This is a genomic window from Streptomyces griseicoloratus (assembly GCF_014534645.1).
In the GTDB taxonomy this organism is placed as follows: Bacteria; Actinomycetota; Actinomycetes; order Streptomycetales; family Streptomycetaceae; genus Streptomyces; species Streptomyces griseicoloratus.
The window spans coordinates 60,287-78,427 of sequence record NZ_JACVQF010000234.1 but is presented as its reverse complement, the minus strand read 5'-3'; the positions used below and the strand labels follow the sequence as shown (position 1 = coordinate 78,427).

At 72.3% G+C, this 18,141-nt stretch carries 18 protein-coding genes; 5 read left to right on the top strand and 13 right to left on the bottom strand.

Features of this window, described 5'->3' with window-relative positions; translation table 11 throughout:
* Positions 1-3 precede the first annotated feature (3 nt).
* On the bottom strand, positions 4-1,830 hold the full coding sequence (locus tag H0H10_RS35310) for a S9 family peptidase (RefSeq protein ID WP_188185269.1): 1,827 nt from the start codon (positions 1,828-1,830) through the stop codon (positions 4-6).
* A 120-nt stretch (positions 1,831-1,950) separates the two neighbouring features.
* Between H0H10_RS35310 and H0H10_RS35305 the strand changes: the two genes are divergently transcribed.
* The gene (locus H0H10_RS35305) at positions 1,951-2,784 is read left to right on the top strand and encodes an SURF1 family protein (RefSeq protein WP_309141967.1); all 834 of its coding nucleotides are present in this window, start codon (positions 1,951-1,953) and stop codon (positions 2,782-2,784) included.
* Between the two features lie 37 nt (positions 2,785-2,821).
* Here the strand turns inward: H0H10_RS35305 and H0H10_RS35300 are convergent, their stop codons facing one another.
* From H0H10_RS35300 to H0H10_RS35260, 9 genes are all read right to left on the bottom strand, one after another.
* Positions 2,822-3,883 carry a hypothetical protein gene (locus H0H10_RS35300; protein WP_309141966.1) on the bottom strand — a complete coding sequence of 354 codons (1,062 nt, stop codon included), beginning with the start codon at positions 3,881-3,883 and terminating at the stop codon, positions 2,822-2,824.
* Between the two features lie 134 nt (positions 3,884-4,017).
* A complete protein-coding gene (locus H0H10_RS35295) occupies positions 4,018-4,593 on the bottom strand; it encodes a SigE family RNA polymerase sigma factor (protein WP_188185354.1) in 576 nt (191 codons plus the stop codon).
* 513 nt (positions 4,594-5,106) lie between these two features.
* Positions 5,107-6,183 carry an aspartate-semialdehyde dehydrogenase gene (locus tag H0H10_RS35290; protein WP_188185267.1) on the bottom strand — a complete coding sequence of 359 codons (1,077 nt, stop codon included), beginning with the start codon at positions 6,181-6,183 and terminating at the stop codon, positions 5,107-5,109.
* Positions 6,183-7,460 (bottom strand): aspartate kinase, encoded by a 1,278-nt coding sequence (locus H0H10_RS35285; protein ID WP_188185266.1) that lies wholly within the window; start codon positions 7,458-7,460, stop codon positions 6,183-6,185. Before H0H10_RS35285 ends, H0H10_RS35290 begins: the two co-directional genes overlap by 1 nt.
* Positions 7,461-7,648: 188 nt before the next feature.
* Positions 7,649-7,903: a DUF397 domain-containing protein gene (locus H0H10_RS35280; RefSeq protein WP_188185265.1), complete on the bottom strand. Its 255-nt coding sequence runs from the start codon at positions 7,901-7,903 to the stop codon at positions 7,649-7,651.
* On the bottom strand, positions 7,900-8,712 hold the full coding sequence (locus H0H10_RS35275) for a DUF5753 domain-containing protein (RefSeq protein ID WP_188185264.1): 813 nt from the start codon (positions 8,710-8,712) through the stop codon (positions 7,900-7,902). The genes H0H10_RS35280 and H0H10_RS35275 overlap by 4 nt, the downstream gene beginning before the upstream one ends.
* A gap of 84 nt (positions 8,713-8,796) precedes the next feature.
* The gene (locus H0H10_RS35270; RefSeq protein ID WP_188185263.1) at positions 8,797-9,456 is read right to left on the bottom strand and encodes a DUF5063 domain-containing protein; all 660 of its coding nucleotides are present in this window, start codon (positions 9,454-9,456) and stop codon (positions 8,797-8,799) included.
* Positions 9,449-10,048 carry a recombination mediator RecR gene (gene recR, locus H0H10_RS35265; RefSeq protein ID WP_030827811.1) on the bottom strand — a complete coding sequence of 200 codons (600 nt, stop codon included), beginning with the start codon at positions 10,046-10,048 and terminating at the stop codon, positions 9,449-9,451. Before recR ends, H0H10_RS35270 begins: the two co-directional genes overlap by 8 nt.
* A gap of 59 nt (positions 10,049-10,107) precedes the next feature.
* Positions 10,108-10,452: a YbaB/EbfC family nucleoid-associated protein gene (locus H0H10_RS35260; protein WP_188185262.1), complete on the bottom strand. Its 345-nt coding sequence runs from the start codon at positions 10,450-10,452 to the stop codon at positions 10,108-10,110.
* A gap of 274 nt (positions 10,453-10,726) precedes the next feature.
* Here H0H10_RS35260 and H0H10_RS35255 point away from each other — a divergent pair, with 274 nt between their 5' ends.
* Positions 10,727-11,488 (top strand): SLATT domain-containing protein, encoded by a 762-nt coding sequence (locus H0H10_RS35255; protein ID WP_188185261.1) that lies wholly within the window; start codon positions 10,727-10,729, stop codon positions 11,486-11,488.
* Positions 11,489-11,820: 332 nt separating this feature from the next.
* Here H0H10_RS35255 and H0H10_RS35250 read toward each other — a convergent pair whose 3' ends face one another.
* From H0H10_RS35250 to H0H10_RS35240, 3 genes are all read right to left on the bottom strand, one after another.
* Positions 11,821-13,743 (bottom strand): serine/threonine-protein kinase, encoded by a 1,923-nt coding sequence (locus tag H0H10_RS35250; protein ID WP_188185260.1) that lies wholly within the window; start codon positions 13,741-13,743, stop codon positions 11,821-11,823.
* 78 nt (positions 13,744-13,821) lie between these two features.
* Entirely contained in the window at positions 13,822-14,307 is a 486-nt protein-coding gene (locus H0H10_RS35245) for a MarR family winged helix-turn-helix transcriptional regulator (protein ID WP_188185259.1), read from the bottom strand.
* Positions 14,304-14,933 carry a type 1 glutamine amidotransferase family protein gene (locus tag H0H10_RS35240; RefSeq protein WP_188185258.1) on the bottom strand — a complete coding sequence of 210 codons (630 nt, stop codon included), beginning with the start codon at positions 14,931-14,933 and terminating at the stop codon, positions 14,304-14,306. Before H0H10_RS35240 ends, H0H10_RS35245 begins: the two co-directional genes overlap by 4 nt.
* Positions 14,934-15,113: 180 nt before the next feature.
* On the opposite strand from H0H10_RS35240, the gene H0H10_RS35235 reads away from it, so the two are divergent.
* The 3 genes from H0H10_RS35235 to H0H10_RS35225 all read left to right on the top strand — a co-directional run bounded on the left by H0H10_RS35235 (position 15,114) and on the right by H0H10_RS35225 (position 18,141).
* Entirely contained in the window at positions 15,114-16,469 is a 1,356-nt protein-coding gene (locus tag H0H10_RS35235) for an aspartate aminotransferase family protein (protein WP_188185257.1), read from the top strand.
* Between the two features lie 189 nt (positions 16,470-16,658).
* Entirely contained in the window at positions 16,659-17,360 is a 702-nt protein-coding gene (locus H0H10_RS35230; protein ID WP_188185256.1) for a GntR family transcriptional regulator, read from the top strand.
* 130 nt (positions 17,361-17,490) lie between these two features.
* Positions 17,491-18,141, top strand: coding sequence for a putative DNA-mimic protein (locus H0H10_RS35225; protein ID WP_188185255.1), 651 nt, complete (start codon positions 17,491-17,493; stop codon positions 18,139-18,141).

The window sequence follows — 18,141 nt, the reverse complement described above, 5'->3', positions numbered from 1 at the left end:
ACGTCAGGGCAAGTGCCTTGCTGCGAAGTCCAGTTCCAGGCGGACCTGTTTGATTCGCTCGTCCACCACCAGTGAGCCGTGGCCCGCGTCGTAGCGGTACACCTCGTGGACCGCGCCCCTGGCCTCCAGCCGCTTGACGTAGTTGTCGATCTGGCGGATCGGGCAGCGCGGGTCGTTGACCCCGGCCGAGATGTAGACCGGGGCCTTGACCTGGTCGACGTAGGTCAGCGGCGAGGACGCCTCGAAGCGGTCCGGGACCTCCTCCGGGGTGCCGCCGAGCAGCGTGCGGTCCAGGGCCTTCAGGCCCTCCATCTCGTCGTGGTACGCCGTGACGTAGTCCGCGACGGGGACGGCGGCGATGCCCAGCGCCCAGGACTCCGGCTGGGTGCCCATGCCGAGCAGCGTGAGGTAACCGCCCCAGGAGCCGCCGGTGAGGATCAGCCGCTCGGGGTCCGCGAGACCGGACGCGACCGCCCACTCCCGTACCGCCGCGATGTCCTCCAGCTCGATCAGACCGACCCGGTGCTTCAGGGCGTCGGTCCAGGCGCGGCCGTACCCGGTGGAGCCGCGGTAGTTGACGCGGACCACCGCGTACCCGTGGTCGACCCAGGCCGCCGGGCCCGCGGCGAAGGAGTCGCTGTCGTGCCAGGTCGGGCCGCCGTGGATGTCGAAGACCGTCGGCAGCGGGCCGGTCGCGCCCGCCGGCTTCTGGACCAGGGCGTGGATGCGGCCGCCCGGACCCTCCACCCACACGTCCTCCACCGGCACCGAGCCCGGCGACTTCATGCCGGGCGGGTCCAGGACGACCCGGCCCGTGGTGGAGCGGACCGCCGACGGCTCGGCCGCCGAGGACCACAGGTACTCCACCGTGCCGTCCGGGCGGGCCGTCGCGCTCGACACCGAGCCGGCCGGGGTCGGGATCTCCACCAGCTCCCGGTCGGCGAGGTCGTAGCGGAACAGCTCGCTGCGGGCCTCGAAGCCGTGCACGATCAGCAGGCCGCTGCCGTCGGGGTACCATTCGGCGCTCACGTCACCGGGCAGCTCCAGGGCCAGGTCCGTCTGCTCCCCCGTCGCCACGTCCCACACCAGGGGCTCCCAGCGGCCCCGGCGCTGGTGGCCGATGAGCAGCCGGGTGTCGCCGTCGACCGGCGCGAAGCCCAGCACCTCCAGGCCCAGCTCCTCCGTGCCGCCCTCGGTGTCGTCCAGCTCGGCGACCACAGATCCGTCGGGGCGCAGGACACGCAGCGCGGAGTGCATGGCGTCGCCGTGCTCCGTGTGCTCGATCGCGATCAGCGTGCCGTCGTGCGAGAGGTCGCCGACGCCCGCCGACTCGCGGTGGCGGTAGATCTCGACCGGAGCCTCGCCCAGGCGCGCGAGGTGGATCGTCGTACCGTCCTCGTCGGTCGAGCGGCCGATCACCGCCGTGCGCCCGTCCCGGCCGAGGGCGAGGCCCGCCGGGTAGGACGGGGCGAGGCCCGGCACCGCCGGCTCGTCCTCGCCGCCCTCGAAGGGCTGGCGGCGCCAGACGCCGAACTCGTCGCCGTCCTTGTCGTCGAACCACCAGATCCACGCGCCGTCCGGCGAGAGCACGCCGTCCGTCGTGCCGTTGGGCCGGGCCGTGGCCTGGCGTTGCTCGCCGGTCGCACGGTCCCAGGCGTACAGCTCGTACGTCCCCGTCGCGTTCGACACGAACAGCGAGCGGTCCGGTGCGTCCTCCGCCCACTCGGGCAGCGACACCCGCGGCGCCCGGAACCGCTTCTCCCAGTCCGGCATGTCCTCGCCCTGGTCCCGCCGCTGCTCCGGCAGCACGGACTCGTTGCTCTCAGTCATGGCCCCCATACTGCCCCGCCGGGCCGACATCGTGCCGACCGGATCCCCAGCCTGTGGAAAACCTCGCGTTCCGCGGCCCCGCGGCGAGGCTCCGCACCCGCGCCCCGTACCGTGGAGGGCGTGTACCGGTTTCTGCTGACACCCCGATGGTGGGGGATCAACGTCTTCGTCGTGCTCGCCATCCCCTTCTGCATCTTCATGGGGTCGTGGCAGCTGAGCCGGTTCGAGGACCGGGTGCAGGACCACCAGAGCGCGACCACCCAGGCCGAGTCCAACCGCGACGAGGCGGCCCGCCCGCTGGCCGAGCTGCTGCCCGTCGACAAGGCGACGGTCGGCAAGCAGGTCACCGCGAGCGGCCGGTACGGCAAGCAGCTGCTCGTCCCCGACCGCGAACTGGACGGCAAGCGCGGCTACTACGTCCTGACGATGCTGCGCACCGACTCCGGCGAGGCCCTGCCCGTCGTCCGGGGCTGGCTGGCCGGCGCCCCCGACGAGTCCGAGGTCCCGGCCCCGCCCGCGGGTGAGGTCACGGTCACCGGCGCGCTCCAGGCGTCCGAGACCCCCGGTGACAACGGCGTCAGCGCCCGCGGCGGCCTGCCCGCCGACCAGACCGCGGCGATCAGCGCGGCGTCGCTGGTGAACCTCGTGCCCTACGACGTGTACGACGCGTGGGTCACGCTCAACGAGGGCGACTCCGGCATGCGGGCCGTGCCCGTGAGCACCCCGCAGGACTCCGGGCTGAACCTCAAGGCGTTCCAGAATCTCGGCTACACCGCGGAGTGGTTCGCCTTCGTGGGCTTCGTGATCTTCATGTGGTTCCGGCTGCTGCGCCGCGAGGTGGAACTCGCCCGCGACGCCGAGCTGGGCCTGGCCCCCGAGGACGCGGACGGCGGCCGGGACGAGGACGACGACGAGCGGCAGCCGGAGCCCCGCCCCAGCCCGTCCGGCGTCTGAGGACCGGGCCGACAGGAACGGGACCGGGCGGCGGTTCCTACGACCCCGCCAGCACGCCCGTCCAGTACACGGTCCCCGCGCAGGCGTCGGACACCGTGACCGTCGCCGACGCCGAACCCGGCTCCGGGGTGTACGTCACCGACACGCTGCCGTCGGCCATGCCGTCCTCGGTGACCAGCTGGGTGGTCGTGCCGGTGTCGCCGTCCGTGGACGTGCCGCCGGTGGCGGTGGCGTCCACGCTGGGTGACGGGTCCGGAGAGGGACCGCCCGTGCCGCCGCCCGTCGTGTCGCCCGTGGTGGGACAGGTCTCCGAGGGCACCCAGGCGAACTGCACCTCGTACGTGGCGCCCGACGCCAGCGTCAGCGAGCCGGCTTCCAGGGACGGGTCGGGCAGTCCGGCCGCGGCGTCCCCGGCGGCGTGCCGTGCCGTGCCGATCCGGGAGGCGTCCGCGGCACCCTGCGGGGCCACGGTCACGGTGCCGGGCCCGGTGACGGTGCAGCCGGCGGAGGAGACGTTGGTGACGCGGAAGGAGCCGTAGACCGCGCCCGTGGAGTCGGGGGCCGCGCTGCCGGCGACGGCCGGGCCGAGCTGCTGCGCCGTGCACGGGGGCACTCCGGCCTCCGCGCTCGACGAGGGGTCGGCGCCGCCGCCGGTGGCCGCGCCGGTGGCGGAACCGGTCTCCTTGTCCTTGGGTTTCTCCTTGGGACCGGCCTTGTCCTTCTCCTCGGCCGCGCCGGAGGAACCGGCGATGCCGCTCTGCCCGCCGGCCGGGTCCTTGCCCTGGCTCGCGCCGCCGTGCGCCTGGGAGGCGTTGCCGGCCACGGAGGGGTTCGCACCCGGGCCGCCGGCGTTGGAGACGTGCAGGAGGGCCGGGACCGCGGTGCCGATGAAGAGGGCGGCGGCCGCCACGCCGACGGCGGCCTGCCGCTTGCGGGCCCGCCGGGCGGGCACCGCCCGGCGCAGATGCTCCAGGGTGCCGTCACCCGGCTCCAGGTCCTGGACGGCCTGGTGCAGCATCCTGCGCAGTGCCAGCTCGTCCGACGCGAGCCCTTGGGGCCCCTGCGTGTCGGGGCCCTGTTCGTCGGGGCCGTGGTTCACAGTTCCGTTCCCAGCGTGCGTGTGCTTCGGCTCTTGTCCGTCCGACCCGTCCGGCCCGGTCGGCCCGGCCGGTCCGTGTGGCTCGCGGGGCGGCTGCCCGTCCGGGGCGTCGCGCCGCGCGTCGTTGCCGTCGCTCATGCCGGCGCCTCCATGGCCAGCCTGAGGGCCGCGATGCCACGCGAACCGTACGCCTTGACCGAGCCCAGCGATATGCCGAGCGTCTCGGCGACCTGCGCCTCGGTCATGTCGGCGAAGTAGCGCAGCACCAGGACCTCGCGCTGACGGCGCTGGAGACCCTTCATCGCCTTGATCAGGGAGTCCCGCTCCAGCTGGTCGTAGGCGCCCTCCTCGGCACTCGCCATGTCCGGCATCGGCTTGGACAGCAGCTTCAGGCCGAGGATGCGGCGCCGCAGCGCCGAGCGCGACAGGTTGACGACCGTCTGGCGCAGGTACGCCAGCGTCTTCTCGGGGTCGCGGACGCGCTTGCGTGCCGAGTGCACACGGATGAACGCCTCCTGGACGACGTCCTCGCAGGAGGCGGTGTCGTCGAGGAGGAGCGCCGCGAGACCGAGCAGCGACCGGTAGTGGGCGCGGTAGGTCTCGGTGAGGTGGTCGACGGTGGTACCCGCCGCCACGACGTCGTCGGCGCCGTCGCGCTGGTTCGATATGCGGGCCGGCCGCGCTGCGGGCATGGGCGCGATCACCGGCATGCCACCGGCCGCACCGGCCATGCGGGGACGGACGGTCCGACCGGGTGCCCGCAGTGAGGGGCCCCGCGTCGAAGCGGTGAATTCGAGTACCTCTGCCACGCCAGTTGGACACCCGCACCCCCGTGAGGGTTGTACGCGCCGGGCGTCACGTTCCGGTCGGTGTCCGCGCCCGCCGACGCCGTCGGCCACGTTCTCGCGTCAGGCAGCACGACTGACGGTGCATCATAGGCCCTCATGCGTCCCGCTCTTCCCCTATGTTCCGTATGACCGGGCGTCCCCACGCCCGGCCTTCGGCGTCCCCACGCCGAGGCACGCGTCCCCGCGCCCTGGAGGGGCGACCGCTAAGACGCTCCCCGCCCTGCGCTGGTTGCGGAGGGCGGGGAGGAAATCCTCTGATGCCACAGGGGCCGGTTACAAGTGCTCCGGACGATCTTCCGGATCACAACGCGTTCACAGATCCTACTCACCGAAGGCACGGCGACCGGGACGTTTTCCGGTGCGGTTCCCCGGTGCTCAGGCCAGCTCGGCCGCCACCAGTTCCGCGATCTGCGCGGTGTTCAGCGCGGCGCCCTTGCGCAGGTTGTCCCCGCAGACGAAGAGTTCCAGCGCCGTGGGGTCGTCCAGCGCCCGCCGCACCCTGCCGACCCACGTCGGGTCGGTGCCCACCGCGTCGGCGGGCGTCGGGAACTCGCCCGCGGCCGGGTTGTCGAACAGCACGACACCGGGCGCGGTGGCCAGGATCTCCCGGGCCCGGTCGACGGTCACCTCGCCCTCGAAGCGGGCGTGCACGGTCAGCGCGTGCGTGGTCACCACCGGCACCCGCACGCACGTCACCGCGACGGGGAGCTGCGGCAGCCCGAGGATCTTGCGGGACTCGTCCCGCACCTTCATCTCCTCCGACGACCAGCCGTCCTCGCGCAGCGACCCGGCCCACGGGACGACGTTCAGCGCGACCGGCTCCGGGAACGGCCCGGTGTCCTCACCGACCGCCCGCCGCAGGTCACCGGGGCTGGTCCCCAGCTCCGTACCGGCCACCAGGGAGAGCTGGCGGCGCAGCGTCTCGACGCCCTCGCGCCCGGCCCCGCTGACCGCCTGGTACGAGGAGACCACCAGCTCGCGCAGCCCGAACTCGGCGTGCAGCGCGCCCAGCGCCACGATCATGGACAGCGTCGTGCAGTTCGGGTTGGCGACGATCCCGCGCGGACGCATCCGCACCGCGTGCGGATTGACCTCGGGCACGACGAGCGGCACGTCCGGGTCCATCCGGAACGCGCCGGAGTTGTCGACCACCACCACGCCCTTGGCGGCGGCGACCGGCGCCCACTGGGCGGCGACCTCGTCGGGCACGTCGAACATGGCGACGTCGACCCCGTCGAAGGACTCCTCGGTGAGCGCCGTCACCTCGACCTCCTCGCCGCGCACGGCCAGCTTGCGGCCGGCCGAGCGCGGCGAGGCGATCAGACGGATGTCGCCCCAGATGTCCGCGTGCTGGGACAGGATCTGGAGCATGACCGAGCCGACGACTCCGGTCGCTCCCACGACCGCGAGCGTCGGTCGCCCGGCCCGTCCGGGCCGTTCGGTCTCGGCCATCAGCGGCCGGTGCCTCCGTAGACGACGGCCTCGTCGCTGTCGGAGTCCAGCCCGAAGGCGGTGTGCACGGCGCGGACGGCCTCGGGGACGTCGTCCTTGCGGGTGACGACCGAGATGCGGATCTCGGAGGTCGAGATCAGCTCGATGTTCACGCCCGCGTCGGACAGGGCGGTGAAGAAGTCGGCGGTGACTCCGGGGTTGGTCTTCATCCCGGCGCCCACCAGCGAGATCTTCCCGATCTGGTCGTCGTAGCGCAGCGAGTCGAAGCCGATGCCGGCCCGGTTCTTCTCCAGGGCGTCGATGGCCTTGCGGCCCTCGGTCTTCGGCAGCGTGAAGGAGATGTCCGTCAGGCCCGTCGAGGCGGCGGACACGTTCTGCACGACCATGTCGATGTTGATCTCGGCGTCCGCGATCGTCCGGAAGATCGCGGCGGCCTCGCCCGGCTTGTCCGGCACGCCGACGACCGTGATCTTGGCCTCGGAGGTGTCGTGCGCGACACCGGAGATGAGCGCCTGCTCCACCTGCTTGTCCCCTTGGTTGATCGGCTCGCTGCTGACCCACGTCCCCTGCAGCCCGCTGAAGGAGGAGCGCACGTGAATCGGGATGTTGTACCGGCGGGCGTACTCCACACAGCGGTGGAGCAGCACCTTCGACCCGGAGGCGGCCAGTTCGAGCATGTCCTCGAACGAGATCCAGTCGATCTTCCGGGCCTTCTTCACCACACGCGGGTCGGCGGTGAACACGCCGTCGACGTCGGTGTAGATCTCGCAGACGTCCGCGTCGAGCGCGGCGGCGAGCGCGACGGCGGTGGTGTCGGAGCCGCCCCGCCCCAGCGTGGTGATGTCCTTGCTGTCCTGGCTCACGCCCTGGAAGCCGGCCACGATGGCGATGTTGCCCTCGTCCACGGAGGTGCGGATACGGCCCGGCGTGACGTCGATGATCCGGGCTTTGTTGTGGACCGAGTCGGTGATGACACCTGCCTGGCTGCCGGTGAAGGACTGGGCCTCGTGGCCCAGGTTTTTGATCGCCATGGCCAGCAGGGCCATGGAGATACGCTCTCCGGCGGTCAGCAGCATGTCGAGCTCGCGCCCGGCAGGCATCGGGGAAACCTGCTCGGCGAGATCGATCAGCTCGTCCGTCGTGTCGCCCATCGCGGAAACGACGGCGACCACCTGGTTGCCGTTCTGCTTCGCTTCCACGATCCGCTTGGCGACGCGCTTGATGCCCTCGGCATCGGCTACGGAGGAGCCTCCGTACTTCTGCACGACAAGGCCCACGTGCGCTCCTCGCTCATTCCGTCTCTTTCCGCACGTACGTATATGTACTGCGGTCGGCTCAGTCTATCGAGCGTCCGAAATTCCCCCCTGCGATACCGCATGGTGAGACTCCCGGTCTCTCGCTCGTCCAGGCAGGCTCATGCCCAGGAGGATGCCGGTCACGCGGGAAAGTGCTGTGAGTCACACGTTCACAAGCGGGCTGCCCAGGGCTGCACTGCGGCGATGAACGCTGACCAGGCGGGGGCCGCGATGCGGAGTTCGGGGCCCTTGGGGGCGGTTTTGGAGTCACGGACGTGGATGGCGGCGGAGCGCGCGACCTCGACGCAGTTTCCGCCTTCACTGTCGCTGTAGCTCGACTTGAACCAGGCCAGCGCGACTTCGACGCAGGCACCGCCTTCGTTGTCGCTGTAGCTCGACTTGAACCACTTCAGCTGGTCGCTCACGCCTGAGTCACCATCCGCTCGATGAGACGGGCCGACTCGTCGGGGTCGAGAGCCCGCGTGCGGATCATGCTAAGCCGCTCGGTAACGCGGCTGACAACCCCTGGATCGGCCGAAAGTTCGCTGGCGAACGCGCCTTCCATGAAGGCGAATCGCTCGTGGTCGTGTCCTTCCACCAGCACCATGGGCCCCATCAGTGCATCACTGAATGCCTGCGCGAAGGGCAGCACTTGCAGTACGACATTGCGCAGCCGGGAGACCTCCAGCAGACGCTGAAGCTGCTCCGTATCTGCCAACGGGCTGCGCAGCACGGCCTCGTAGAGGACGAAGCTCAGCCCCACCGGGGGCTTCCGGTCCGTGAGGATGGCCTGGCGCTCCATCCGGGCCGCAACCCGCTCCTCCACCGTCTCCTCGTCCAGGGGCGGGATGCGGTTGTCGATGAGTGCGCGCGCGTACGTCTGCGTCTGCAACAGGCCGGGTACCAGCGCGACTTCGTACCACCAGAGGCTCGTCGCCTCCCGCTCCCGTTCGATGAAGTCCACCGCCCGTGCGGAGTACCGCTCCCTCCGCACGTATTCCTTCGCCGCGCTCAACATGCCCTGCGCGCCGCACAGTTCGTCCGCCACGTCGAGCACCCTCGGCGTCGGCATGCGTACGCCGCGCTCCATCGACGCGATGGTCTCGGGGGCGTAGTTGGCTGCGGCGGCCAGGGCCTCGCGGCTGATGTTGGCCATCGTGCGCCAGCGTTTGAGCTGGTTGCCGCTGTAGCACCAGGCCGCGGGCGGCTGGGAGTTGTTGTTCGGAACCGGCACGGCACCCACCTCCGACTACCTCGGTTCGCTACCGAGGGTAGACGTGAAGGCACCGCTCCGTGGTCATGTCGTCACAACGGGCGACTACTTCACCGGGCGCAGGCCCAGCGGTCCCGCGATCTCGCGGGCCATGACGCGGCCGGCCTCCGCTTCCAGCACCTCGTCACCGAGGTCCTGGTCGGTGTCGAGGCCGTCCAGTTCCTCCAGGGGCTGGTTCAGGCGGACGTGGGCGACGACCGACTGGAGGGCGCGGAGGGTCGCCGAGGCCGTCGAGCCCCAGTTGGAGAAGTAGGAGAACTGCCACCACCACAGGGCCTCCGTGGTGCGGCCCGCGCGGTAGTGGGCCATGCCGTGGCGCAGGTCAGTGATGACGTCGGTGAGGTCGTCGGAGATACGGGCCGGGACGGGGGCCTTCCGGGGCTCGTACGGGTCGAAGACCTCGGAGTAGACGTCGATCGGGTCGAGGAGGCGGGCGAGGTTCTCGCGGAGCTGGTCCACGTCCTGCTCCGGGCCCGGGTCGGGCTCGTAGCGCTCGTCCGGGACGATGTCCTCGTGGGCGCCCAGGCGTCCTCCGGCCAGGAGGAGCTGGGAGACCTCCAGGAGGAGGAAGGGGACGGCCGAGTCCGGCTCGTCGCCCTTCGCGACCTCCGTGACGGCGACCAGGAAGCTCTCGATCTGGTCGGCGATCTGGACGGCGAAGTCGTCGGGGTTCTGGTGGGTCGCGTGCAGCGTGGCGTCAGACATCTAGGAGTCGTCTCCCCTCGAAGGCACGGCCGAGGGTCACCTCGTCCGCGTACTCCAGGTCGCCGCCCACTGGGAGGCCGCTGGCCAGGCGGGTGACCTTGAGGCCCATGGGCTTGATCATGCGGGCGAGATACGTGGCCGTGGCCTCGCCCTCCAGATTCGGGTCCGTGGCCAGGATCAGTTCCGTGACCGTGCCGTCGGCCAGGCGGGCGAGCAGTTCACGGATGCGGAGGTCGTCGGGGCCGACTCCGTCGATCGGGCTGATCGCGCCGCCGAGCACGTGGTACCGGCCGCGGAACTCGCGGGTGCGCTCGATGGCGACGACGTCCTTCGGTTCCTCCACGACGCAGATGACCGAGGGGTCGCGGCGCGTGTCGCGGCAGATGTTGCACTGCTCCTCCTGCGCGACGTTGCCGCAGGTCGCGCAGAAGCGGACCTTGGCCTTCACTTCCATGAGGGCGTGCGCGAGGCGCCGTACGTCGGTCGGTTCCGCCTGGAGGATGTGGAAGGCGATCCGCTGCGCGCTCTTGGGACCGACGCCGGGCAGTCGCCCGAGTTCGTCGATGAGGTCCTGGACCACGCCTTCGTACAACGGACTGCCGTCCTTCCTGAGGTTCCTGCACTACGTACGGTAGAGGGCTTCGGCCCGTCTTAGAAAGGCAGGCCGGGGATGCCGCTGCCGCCGCCCAGGCCCTGGGCGAGCGGACCGAGCTTCTGCTGCTGGAGCGTCTGCGCGTTCTCGTTGGCCGCCTGGACGGCGGCGACGATCAGGTCGGCGAGGGTCTCGGTGTCCTCCGGGTCCACCGCCTTCGGGTCGATCACGAGGCCGCGGAGTTCGCCGGAGCCGGTGACCGTGGCCTTCACCAGGCCGCCGCCCGCCTGGCCGTCGACCTCGGTCCGCGCCAGTTCCTCCTGCGCCTTCGCGAGGTCCTGCTGCATCTTCTGGGCCTGCTGGAGCAGCTGCTGCATGTTGGGCTGGCCACCACCGGGGATCACGTTCAGCTCCTATCGCTGCGGGTTTTTCCCGTTCGGCACGAGCCTACGTGGTCCGCGCGGCCCTCGCTCCAGCACTCTTTCGAGTGACTGAGCGATGAGTCCTATACCTGACCAAGGCCCCCTTCCGGGCGGAAAAGATGTGAAACCCGGGCCTTCGCCACCCATTGGGCGGTAGGAAGGGTCGACGCGTCCGCCTCAGGTGTCATCAGGGGCCACTTGTGCGCCATGAGGACGTCACGCACCGTGATCAGTCGTGATCAGTAGGGAGTGCCGGGTGGGTCAGGCGGAGATGCAGCCCGAGGGTCCGCCGCAGGACGGGCGGGGCGGTGAGGGCGGTGAGGGGGCGGCCGGGGAGCGGCCGGGCGATCTGGCCGGGCGGCCGTTCCCGCTCGGCGACTGGGGACTTCCCGCCGAGCGGCTGGACGAGCTGTACCGGTGGGTGGAGCGGGGGGCGCTGGACACGGTGGCGTGGTACCTCGCGGACCGGGCGGGCAAGCGGCGGGGGGCTCGGCTGCTGCGCGGCGGGGCCGCGGTGGGGGCGGTCGGCGGGGCCGCGCTGCCGCTGCTGGACATGACGGGGGCCGTGGGCGGGGTGGCTCCCTGGGGGTATCTGGCGCTGCTGCTCGGGGTGGCGTGTGTGGCGGCTGACCGGTACTTCGGGGTGACGTCCGGGTGGATAAGGGACGTGGCCACCGCGCAGGCGGTGCAGCGGCGGCTGCTGGCGTTGCAGTTCGACTGGGCGTCGGAGAGTGCGCGGGAGGTGCTGGGGCCTGCGGAGGGGACGGCGGCGGAGGCTGCCGAGCGGTGTCTGCTGGTGCTGCGGCGGTTCTCGGAGGACGTGACGGAGTTGGTGCGGGCGGAGACGGCGGACTGGATGGTGGGGTTCCGTAGCGGGCCCGCGCCGCTGGGGATGCAGTCCGTGGTGGGTGGGGGGGCTCGGGCGTCGGAGGTGGGGGTGGGGCAGGGGCGGTTCTCGGTGCCGCCGGGGGGTGCGCGGCCGAATATGCCTCGGCAGCGGCCGCCGGAGCCGAGGTGACATGCGGTGTGGTGGGGGTGGGTGCGATGAGGGGTGGGTGGGGTGGCCGGCGTTCTGCTGGTGAACCGGCGTGGGTGTGGGCCGGGGGTGAGGTGCGCGGCCCGGCGCTGACGGGGTGCCGCTGCGCCCACCCGTGCCGCCCTGGGGGTACCTCCCAGGCCGTTCAGGCACTGGGGGAGGCACGACTGCCCGCAGCTACGGCGGCTCGGCGGCGGGACTGCCGGCAGCTACGGCGGCTGCGGCGCTGCGGCCGCGCGGCCGCCCGCAGCTAGGGCGGCTGCGGCACTGCGGGGGGCCGCTGCGGCGGGGCTGCCCCAGTTAGGGCGGCTGCGTTAGTTGCGGGTGTAGGTGAGGGATTCGCCGTTGGTGGTGTTGTGGCGTTCCAGGGTGCCGTTCGGGAGGAGGGTGACCGTGGTGGGTTCGCCGGGGGTGCAGGAGGAGGCCGGGCCCACTGTCACCGTGGACGGGCCGATGCGCAGGGGGCCGTTCGTGCCCGGGTCGGCGGTGAGGTCGGCCTCGAACACACAGTGGTAGGTGCCGTTGCCCGCGGGACCGTCGGCGACGAGGGACAGGACCGTGTCGCCGACCTCACCCTGCTGGATGGTCAGCCGCCGGGTGTGCACGCCGGAGGCGTTGTCGATGGTCGTGGACCAGGTGCCCAGGTAGGCGGTCGGGATCGTCCCGGCGTCGGATGTCGGGGTGGTCGGCTCCTCGGACGTGGACGGCGTGGTCGGGTCGGGTGAGTCCGGGCCGGGCGTCGAGGGCGCTCCCGTGGCGGACGGGGTGCCGGTGGGGCCGCCGTCGGCCCGGTCGTCCCCGCCCCCGCTCATCAGCGCGTAGACCGAGCCGCCGGCGGCGAGCGCCACGACCAGGGCGACCACGATCAGCAGGGCCGTGGAGCGCCCTCTGCGCTGCGGCTCCGCCGGGGGCCCGTAGGGCGGGGTCGGGCCGAGGCCGCCGTAGGGGTTGTAGGGCGGGCTGCCCGGCGCTCCGGGGCCCGCGCCCCAGGCGCCGGCGCCGGGCTGCTGCGGGTAGCCGTGGGCGGCGGGCTGGGGGTGCTGCTGCGGGTGGCCGTACGCGGGGTGCGCGGGCGGGGGCGTCGGGGGGGTCTGGCCGGCGACCAGCGTGGGGAGGTGGTTGAGCGGGGCTCCGTGGCCCGGCTGCCGAGGTGGCGGCGGGCCCGGCGTCCCGGCCGGTTCGGGGCCGCCCGGTGCCGGGTCCTGGCCGGGTCCGGGGACGACCGGCGTCCCGTTCTGGCCGGGGTTCGGCGGCGTGGAGTCGTCGGCCGTGGGAGCGTGCTCGGGCGGGGCTTCGGGGCCCTGGCCCGCCGGGTCCTGCGGGTTCTCCGTGTCCAGCAGCCGCACCGCGTGCCGGCCGAGCTGGGCCACCAGGGAGCCCGGCAGCCAGGGGTCCATGGACCGGCCCTCGGCCACGGTGTCCTCGGCGCCCGTGCGCTGCAGGACGGCGTCGAGGGTGGGGCGCGCGGCGGGGTCCTTCTTCAGGCAGTCACGTACCAGGTCGGCGATGCCCTCGGGCACGCCGTCCAGGTCGGGTTCCTCCTGGGCGATGCGGAACATCAGGGCGTGCACCCCGCTGTTGGCGGCGCCGAAGGGGAGGTTGCCGGTGGCGGCGTAGGCGAGGACGGAGCCGAGGCAGAAGACGTCGCACGCGGGCGTGATGCGGTCCCCGCGCACCTGCTCGGGCGCCATGAAGCCGGGCGAGCCGACGAGCGCGCCGGTGCGGGTGAGCCCGCCGTCGGTCACGGTCTCCAGCGCCCGTGCGATGCCGAAGTCGATGACACGCGGGCCGTCGATGGTGACGAGCACGTTGGACGGCTTGAGGTCGCGGTGCACGATCCCGGCGGCGTGGATGTCCTTGAGCGCGTGCGCGAGCCCGGCGGCGAGGATGCGCACCGACCGCTCGGGCAGGGCGCCGTGGTCGTGCCCGACGACCTGCTGGAGGCTGGGTCCGGCCACGTACCCGGTGGCGACCCACGGCACGGCGGCCTCGGTGTCGGCGTCCAGCACGGGCGCCGTCCAGTACCCGCCGACCCGCCGGGCGGCCTGCACCTCCTGCCGGAACCGCTCCCGGAACTCCTCCTGCGCGGCCAGTTCCTCGCGCACCAGCTTGACGGCGACGGTGCGTCCCCGGTCCGACCGGGCCAGGTAGACGTGCCCCATGCCGCCCGCGCCGAGCCGTGCCAGCAGCCGGTAGGCCCCGATCCTCTGCGGATCCCCGCCCCCGAGTTTCTCCATGTTGCGCCGCCTTCCCCCCGCACGTGTGCAACAGATCGAGAATAGTGCGGGGCCGGGGCGGCGTGAGCCGGGTGTCGTCTACGTTTCCGTAACAGGCGGGTGCGCGGCCGGCGGGCCCAGCTCGTCCAGCACCTTCGACAGCCGTTCGAGGACGTGGACCGCCTCGGCCAGCTCCGCGTCCGACCCGTACGCCTCTGCCAGCCGTCCGGCGAAGGCGGCGTGTGCCGGATCGATCCGGGTGACGGCGGCGCGCCCCTCCTCGGTGGGCGCGAGGAGCTTGGCGCGGCGGTGGGCGGGGTTGGGCCGGTACTCGGCGAGGCCGCGGTCCACCAGCAGGTCGGCGATGCGCTGCACGCTCTGCCGGGTGATGCCCATGGCGCGGGCGATGCCGGAGACGGGCAGCGGCTCGCGCAGCACCGCGCCCAGCACCTGCCACCAGGCGGCGGTGAGGCCGGCCGGGCGGGCCAGCTCCTCGGCGACCGCGAGGAACTGGCCGTTGAGCCGGAAGACGCCGAGCGCCGCGCGGCTGAGCAGGTCCTGCCGCTCCCTGCCGGTCCCGCTCACTGCGCCCCCGCCTTCTCCAGGACGGCGTACGCCTCCGGGTCCGAGTCGTGGGACAGGCGGTACCAGGCGTCGAGCACCTCGCCCTCGTAGACCCCGAGCAGGGCGAGGATCTCGCGGGCGAAGGCGACCGGCTCGGTGGGGCCGGCGGTGATCAGGCCGCCGTCGGTGACCGCGTCCGCCTCGACGTACCGGCCGCCGCCCGCGTAGCCGGTCGCCGCCAGGTAGAAGGAGACGGCGCCGGTGTGGGCTCGGTCGTCGAGCAGGCCCTCGCGCGCGAGGCCGGCGGTGGCGCCGCAGATGGCGGCGACGGGCACGCCGGCGTCCAGGAAGGAGCGGGCGGTGCGGGCGAAGGGGGCGAGGTCGTCGCCGGCGTCCCACAGGTCGCCGCCCGGGAGGATCAGCAGGGCGGCGTCCTCCGGCCGTACGTCGGCCAGGGCGAGGTCGGGCCGGATGGACAGGCCGCCGATGCTCCTGACGGGGGCGGTGGACGGGCCGACGGTGCGGATCTCGTACCCCGCGCGGGCCAGCTCGGCCGTGGCGTGGCCGGTCTCCCAGTCGGCCAGGGCGTCGTACACCGCGAGATACACGGTGCCGGGCTTGCGGTCGTGGCCGGTGCTGCCGTTCATGGCTCCTCCTGGGATCCCGGTGACTTATGACAGCATCCTGACAGTTGGACAGCACGCTGTCAATCACCCCTGTCCCTCATCCGCCCTCCCCGTCGCGTCGACAACCTGTCGCGGAAAGCACCGGACCACAGACAGGACGCCGATTCCGCTTCCGCATCGCGGACATCTACGCTCGGGCGCATGACCCCTCAGCCCAACCCCAAGGCCGGCGCCGCCGTGAAGGCCGCGGACCGTGCGCACGTCTTCCACTCCTGGTCCGCACAGGAGCTCATCGACCCGCTCGCCGTCGCCGGCGCCGAGGGGTCCTCCTTCTGGGACTACGACGGCAAGCGCTACCTCGACCTCACCAGCGGGCTCGTCTACACCAACATCGGCTACCAGCACCCGAAGGTCGTCGCCGCGATCCAGGAGCAGGCGGCGCGGATGACGACCTTCGCGCCCGCGTTCGCCATCGAGGCGCGCTCGGAGGCGGCACGGCTGATCGCCGAGCGGACCCCCGGCGACCTCGACAAGATCTTCTTCACCAACGGCGGCGCGGACGCCGTGGAGCACGCCGTGCGCATGGCGCGGCTGCACACGGGACGCCCGAAGGTGCTGTCGGCGTACCGCTCGTACCACGGCGGCACCCAGCAGGCGATCAACATCACCGGCGACCCCCGGCGCTGGGCCTCCGACAGCGGCTCGGCCGGTGTCGTGCACTTCTGGGCGCCCTTCCTCTACCGCTCCCGCTTCTACGCGGAGACCGAGGAGCAGGAGTGCGCACGCGCTCTTGAGCACCTGGAGACGACCATCGCCTTCGAGGGGCCGTCGACCGTCGCCGCGATCGTCCTGGAGACCATCCCCGGCACGGCGGGCATCATGGTGCCGCCGGCCGGCTATCTGGCCGGGGTCCGCGAGATCTGCGACAAGTACGGGATCGTCTTCGTCCTGGACGAGGTGATGGCCGGCTTCGGGCGGACCGGTGAGTGGTTCGCGGCCGACCTGTTCGGTGTCGTGCCCGACCTGATGACCTTCGCCAAGGGCGTGAACTCGGGATACGTGCCGCTGGGCGGTGTCGCCATCTCCGGGAGGATCGCCGAGACCTTCGCGAAGCGGCCCTACCCCGGCGGCCTGACCTACTCCGGGCACCCGCTGGCCTGCGCCGCCGCCGTCGCCACGATCAACGTGATGGCCGAGGAGGGCGTCGTCGAGCACGCCGCCCGGCTCGGCTCCGACGTCCTCGGACCCGCGCTGCGGGACCTGGCGGAGCGGCACCCCAGCGTGGGCGACGTGCGCGGGGTCGGCATGTTCTGGGCGCTGGAGCTGGTGAAGGACCGGGAGACCCGGGAGCCGCTGGTGCCGTACAACGCCACCGGGCAGGACAACGCCCCGATGGCCGCGTTCGCCGCCGCCGCCAAGGCCCACGGCGTGTGGCCGTTCGTCAACATGAACCGGACCCACGTGGTGCCGCCGTGCAACGTGAGCGAGGCGGAGCTGAAGGAGGCCCTGACGGCTCTGGACGCGGCACTGTCCGTCGCGGACGAGTACACCGCGTAGGGCAATCCCCGCGAGGGGCCGGGGAGGGGACCCGAACGCGTAAGGTGGCGTGCTCGTAGACGTGTGCGAGTACATGTGCCCGCACCCTGTGCGAGTACGTGGACGTGCACGAGTGCTGTACGTGCACGAGTACGTGCACGAGTGCTTGTGTGAGCACGCCGCCCGAACGCGACGAGGAGACGCCCGACCATGCCCGGCCCCAGCGGCAACGTTTCCGTCACGCGCAGCACCCTGCGGCAGCAGATCGCCGACGCGCTCCGCGACGAGGTGCTCGCCGGGCGGCTCCAGCCGGGGCAGGAGTTCACCGTCAAGGAGATCGCCGACCAGTACGGGGTGTCCGCGACCCCGGTGCGCGAAGCCCTCGTCGACCTGTCCGCGCAGGGGCTGCTCGACGCCGACCACCACCGCGGCTTCCGGGTGCACGAGTACTCCGTGGCCGACTTCCGCGGCATCGTGGAGGCCCGCAGCCTGGTCACCGACGGGATGTTCCAGGCCCTCGTCGCCGACCGCCAGGACCTGCTGCGGCCCGGCGATCCGCGCCTCGCCGCCGCCCTCGCCGGGGTCCGCCGGCGCGGCGAGGAGGCCGAGCGCGCCGCCACCTGCGGTGACCTCACCGTGCTGATCGGCTACGACCTGCGCTTCTGGCGCGAGCTCGCCGCCCTGTTCGGCAACGCCTACCTCTCCGACTTCCTGCACCGGCTGCGCGTCCAGAGCTGGGTGTGCACGGTGCAGTACCTGCGCACGCTCAGCGATCTGCGCGGGGTGCTGTGGTCCGGGCACACCGAGCTGGTCGACGCCCTCGCCCGCCGCGACGCCACGGCCGCCCGCGGCATCGTCGAGGCCTACAACACCCACTCCCTCGCCCTCGTCGAACGGCTCGCCGCGGGATGAGGGGCCGCCGGGTGACGTGGTCCGGCCCCACATGGGTATGGGACCTGCACGAGGGGGAACCGAGGGGACTTGCCCCCGCGCCGCACCGACTACGCTGCCCTGACCACCGTGCTGTGTGAGGAGCCCTCCTTTGGCCTGTGACCTGTGGCTGGTACCGCTCGTCGACGTCTTGTGCCACACCCCGGACAACCCGTTCGCCGAGGAACTCGCGCAATACGACAAGGTGCTCGCCGAGGCCGGGCTGCCGCCGGTGCCGGTGTACCAGTACATGCCGGGGCTGTCCGGCGAGGTCGCCCCGGTGGCCGGCTTCGACTACGACGCGCTGCACTTCCTGCGCCGTGCGCACCTGCTCCAGCTCTGCGGCCTGCCGGTGACGCCGGTGGACGAACTGGGCGGTGACTACGAGCAGTTGCTGGAGATGTTCGAGACGACGGCCCAGCAGTCGCACCTGGTGTGGCACTACGACCACGCGGGCGCGTACGTCCCCGTCGACTTCCCGCATCCGCTCTCCGACGACGAACTCCTGGCGGGCGGAGGCCCCTTGGGCTCCTCCCACGGCCTGCTGCGGGAGCTGGAGGCCGTCGCCCCGTCCCTCGGCATCGACCCGGCCAATCCTCCTGCGGCGCCCCAACCGCCGCTGGCACCGACGGAGTTGGAGGAGCCGGCCGTACCGGCCCCGTACGACCCCAGTCCCTTCGCCCGCGAACGCCACGTCTGGCTGGGACTGCACGCGGCCGCGACGCGGAGCCTGGCGCAGGGATCGATGATCGTCTTCAGCTGA

Bases quoted from the DNA above. Each gene is read 5' to 3' on its own strand.
- H0H10_RS35310 (WP_188185269.1), bottom strand. From the start codon at position 1,830: ATGACTGAGAGCAACGAGTCCGTGCTGCCGGAGCAGCGGCGGGACCAG.
- H0H10_RS35295 (WP_188185354.1), bottom strand. From the start codon at position 4,593: ATGCCGGTGATCGCGCCCATGCCCGCAGCGCGGCCGGCCCGCATATCG.
- H0H10_RS35290 (WP_188185267.1), bottom strand. From the start codon at position 6,183: ATGGCCGAGACCGAACGGCCCGGACGGGCCGGGCGACCGACGCTCGCG.
- H0H10_RS35270 (WP_188185263.1), bottom strand. From the start codon at position 9,456: ATGTCTGACGCCACGCTGCACGCGACCCACCAGAACCCCGACGACTTC.
- H0H10_RS35250 (WP_188185260.1), bottom strand. From the start codon at position 13,743: ATGGAGAAACTCGGGGGCGGGGATCCGCAGAGGATCGGGGCCTACCGG.
- H0H10_RS35240 (WP_188185258.1), bottom strand. From the start codon at position 14,933: ATGAACGGCAGCACCGGCCACGACCGCAAGCCCGGCACCGTGTATCTC.
- H0H10_RS35235 (WP_188185257.1), top strand. From the start codon at position 15,114: ATGACCCCTCAGCCCAACCCCAAGGCCGGCGCCGCCGTGAAGGCCGCG.
- H0H10_RS35230 (WP_188185256.1), top strand. From the start codon at position 16,659: ATGCCCGGCCCCAGCGGCAACGTTTCCGTCACGCGCAGCACCCTGCGG.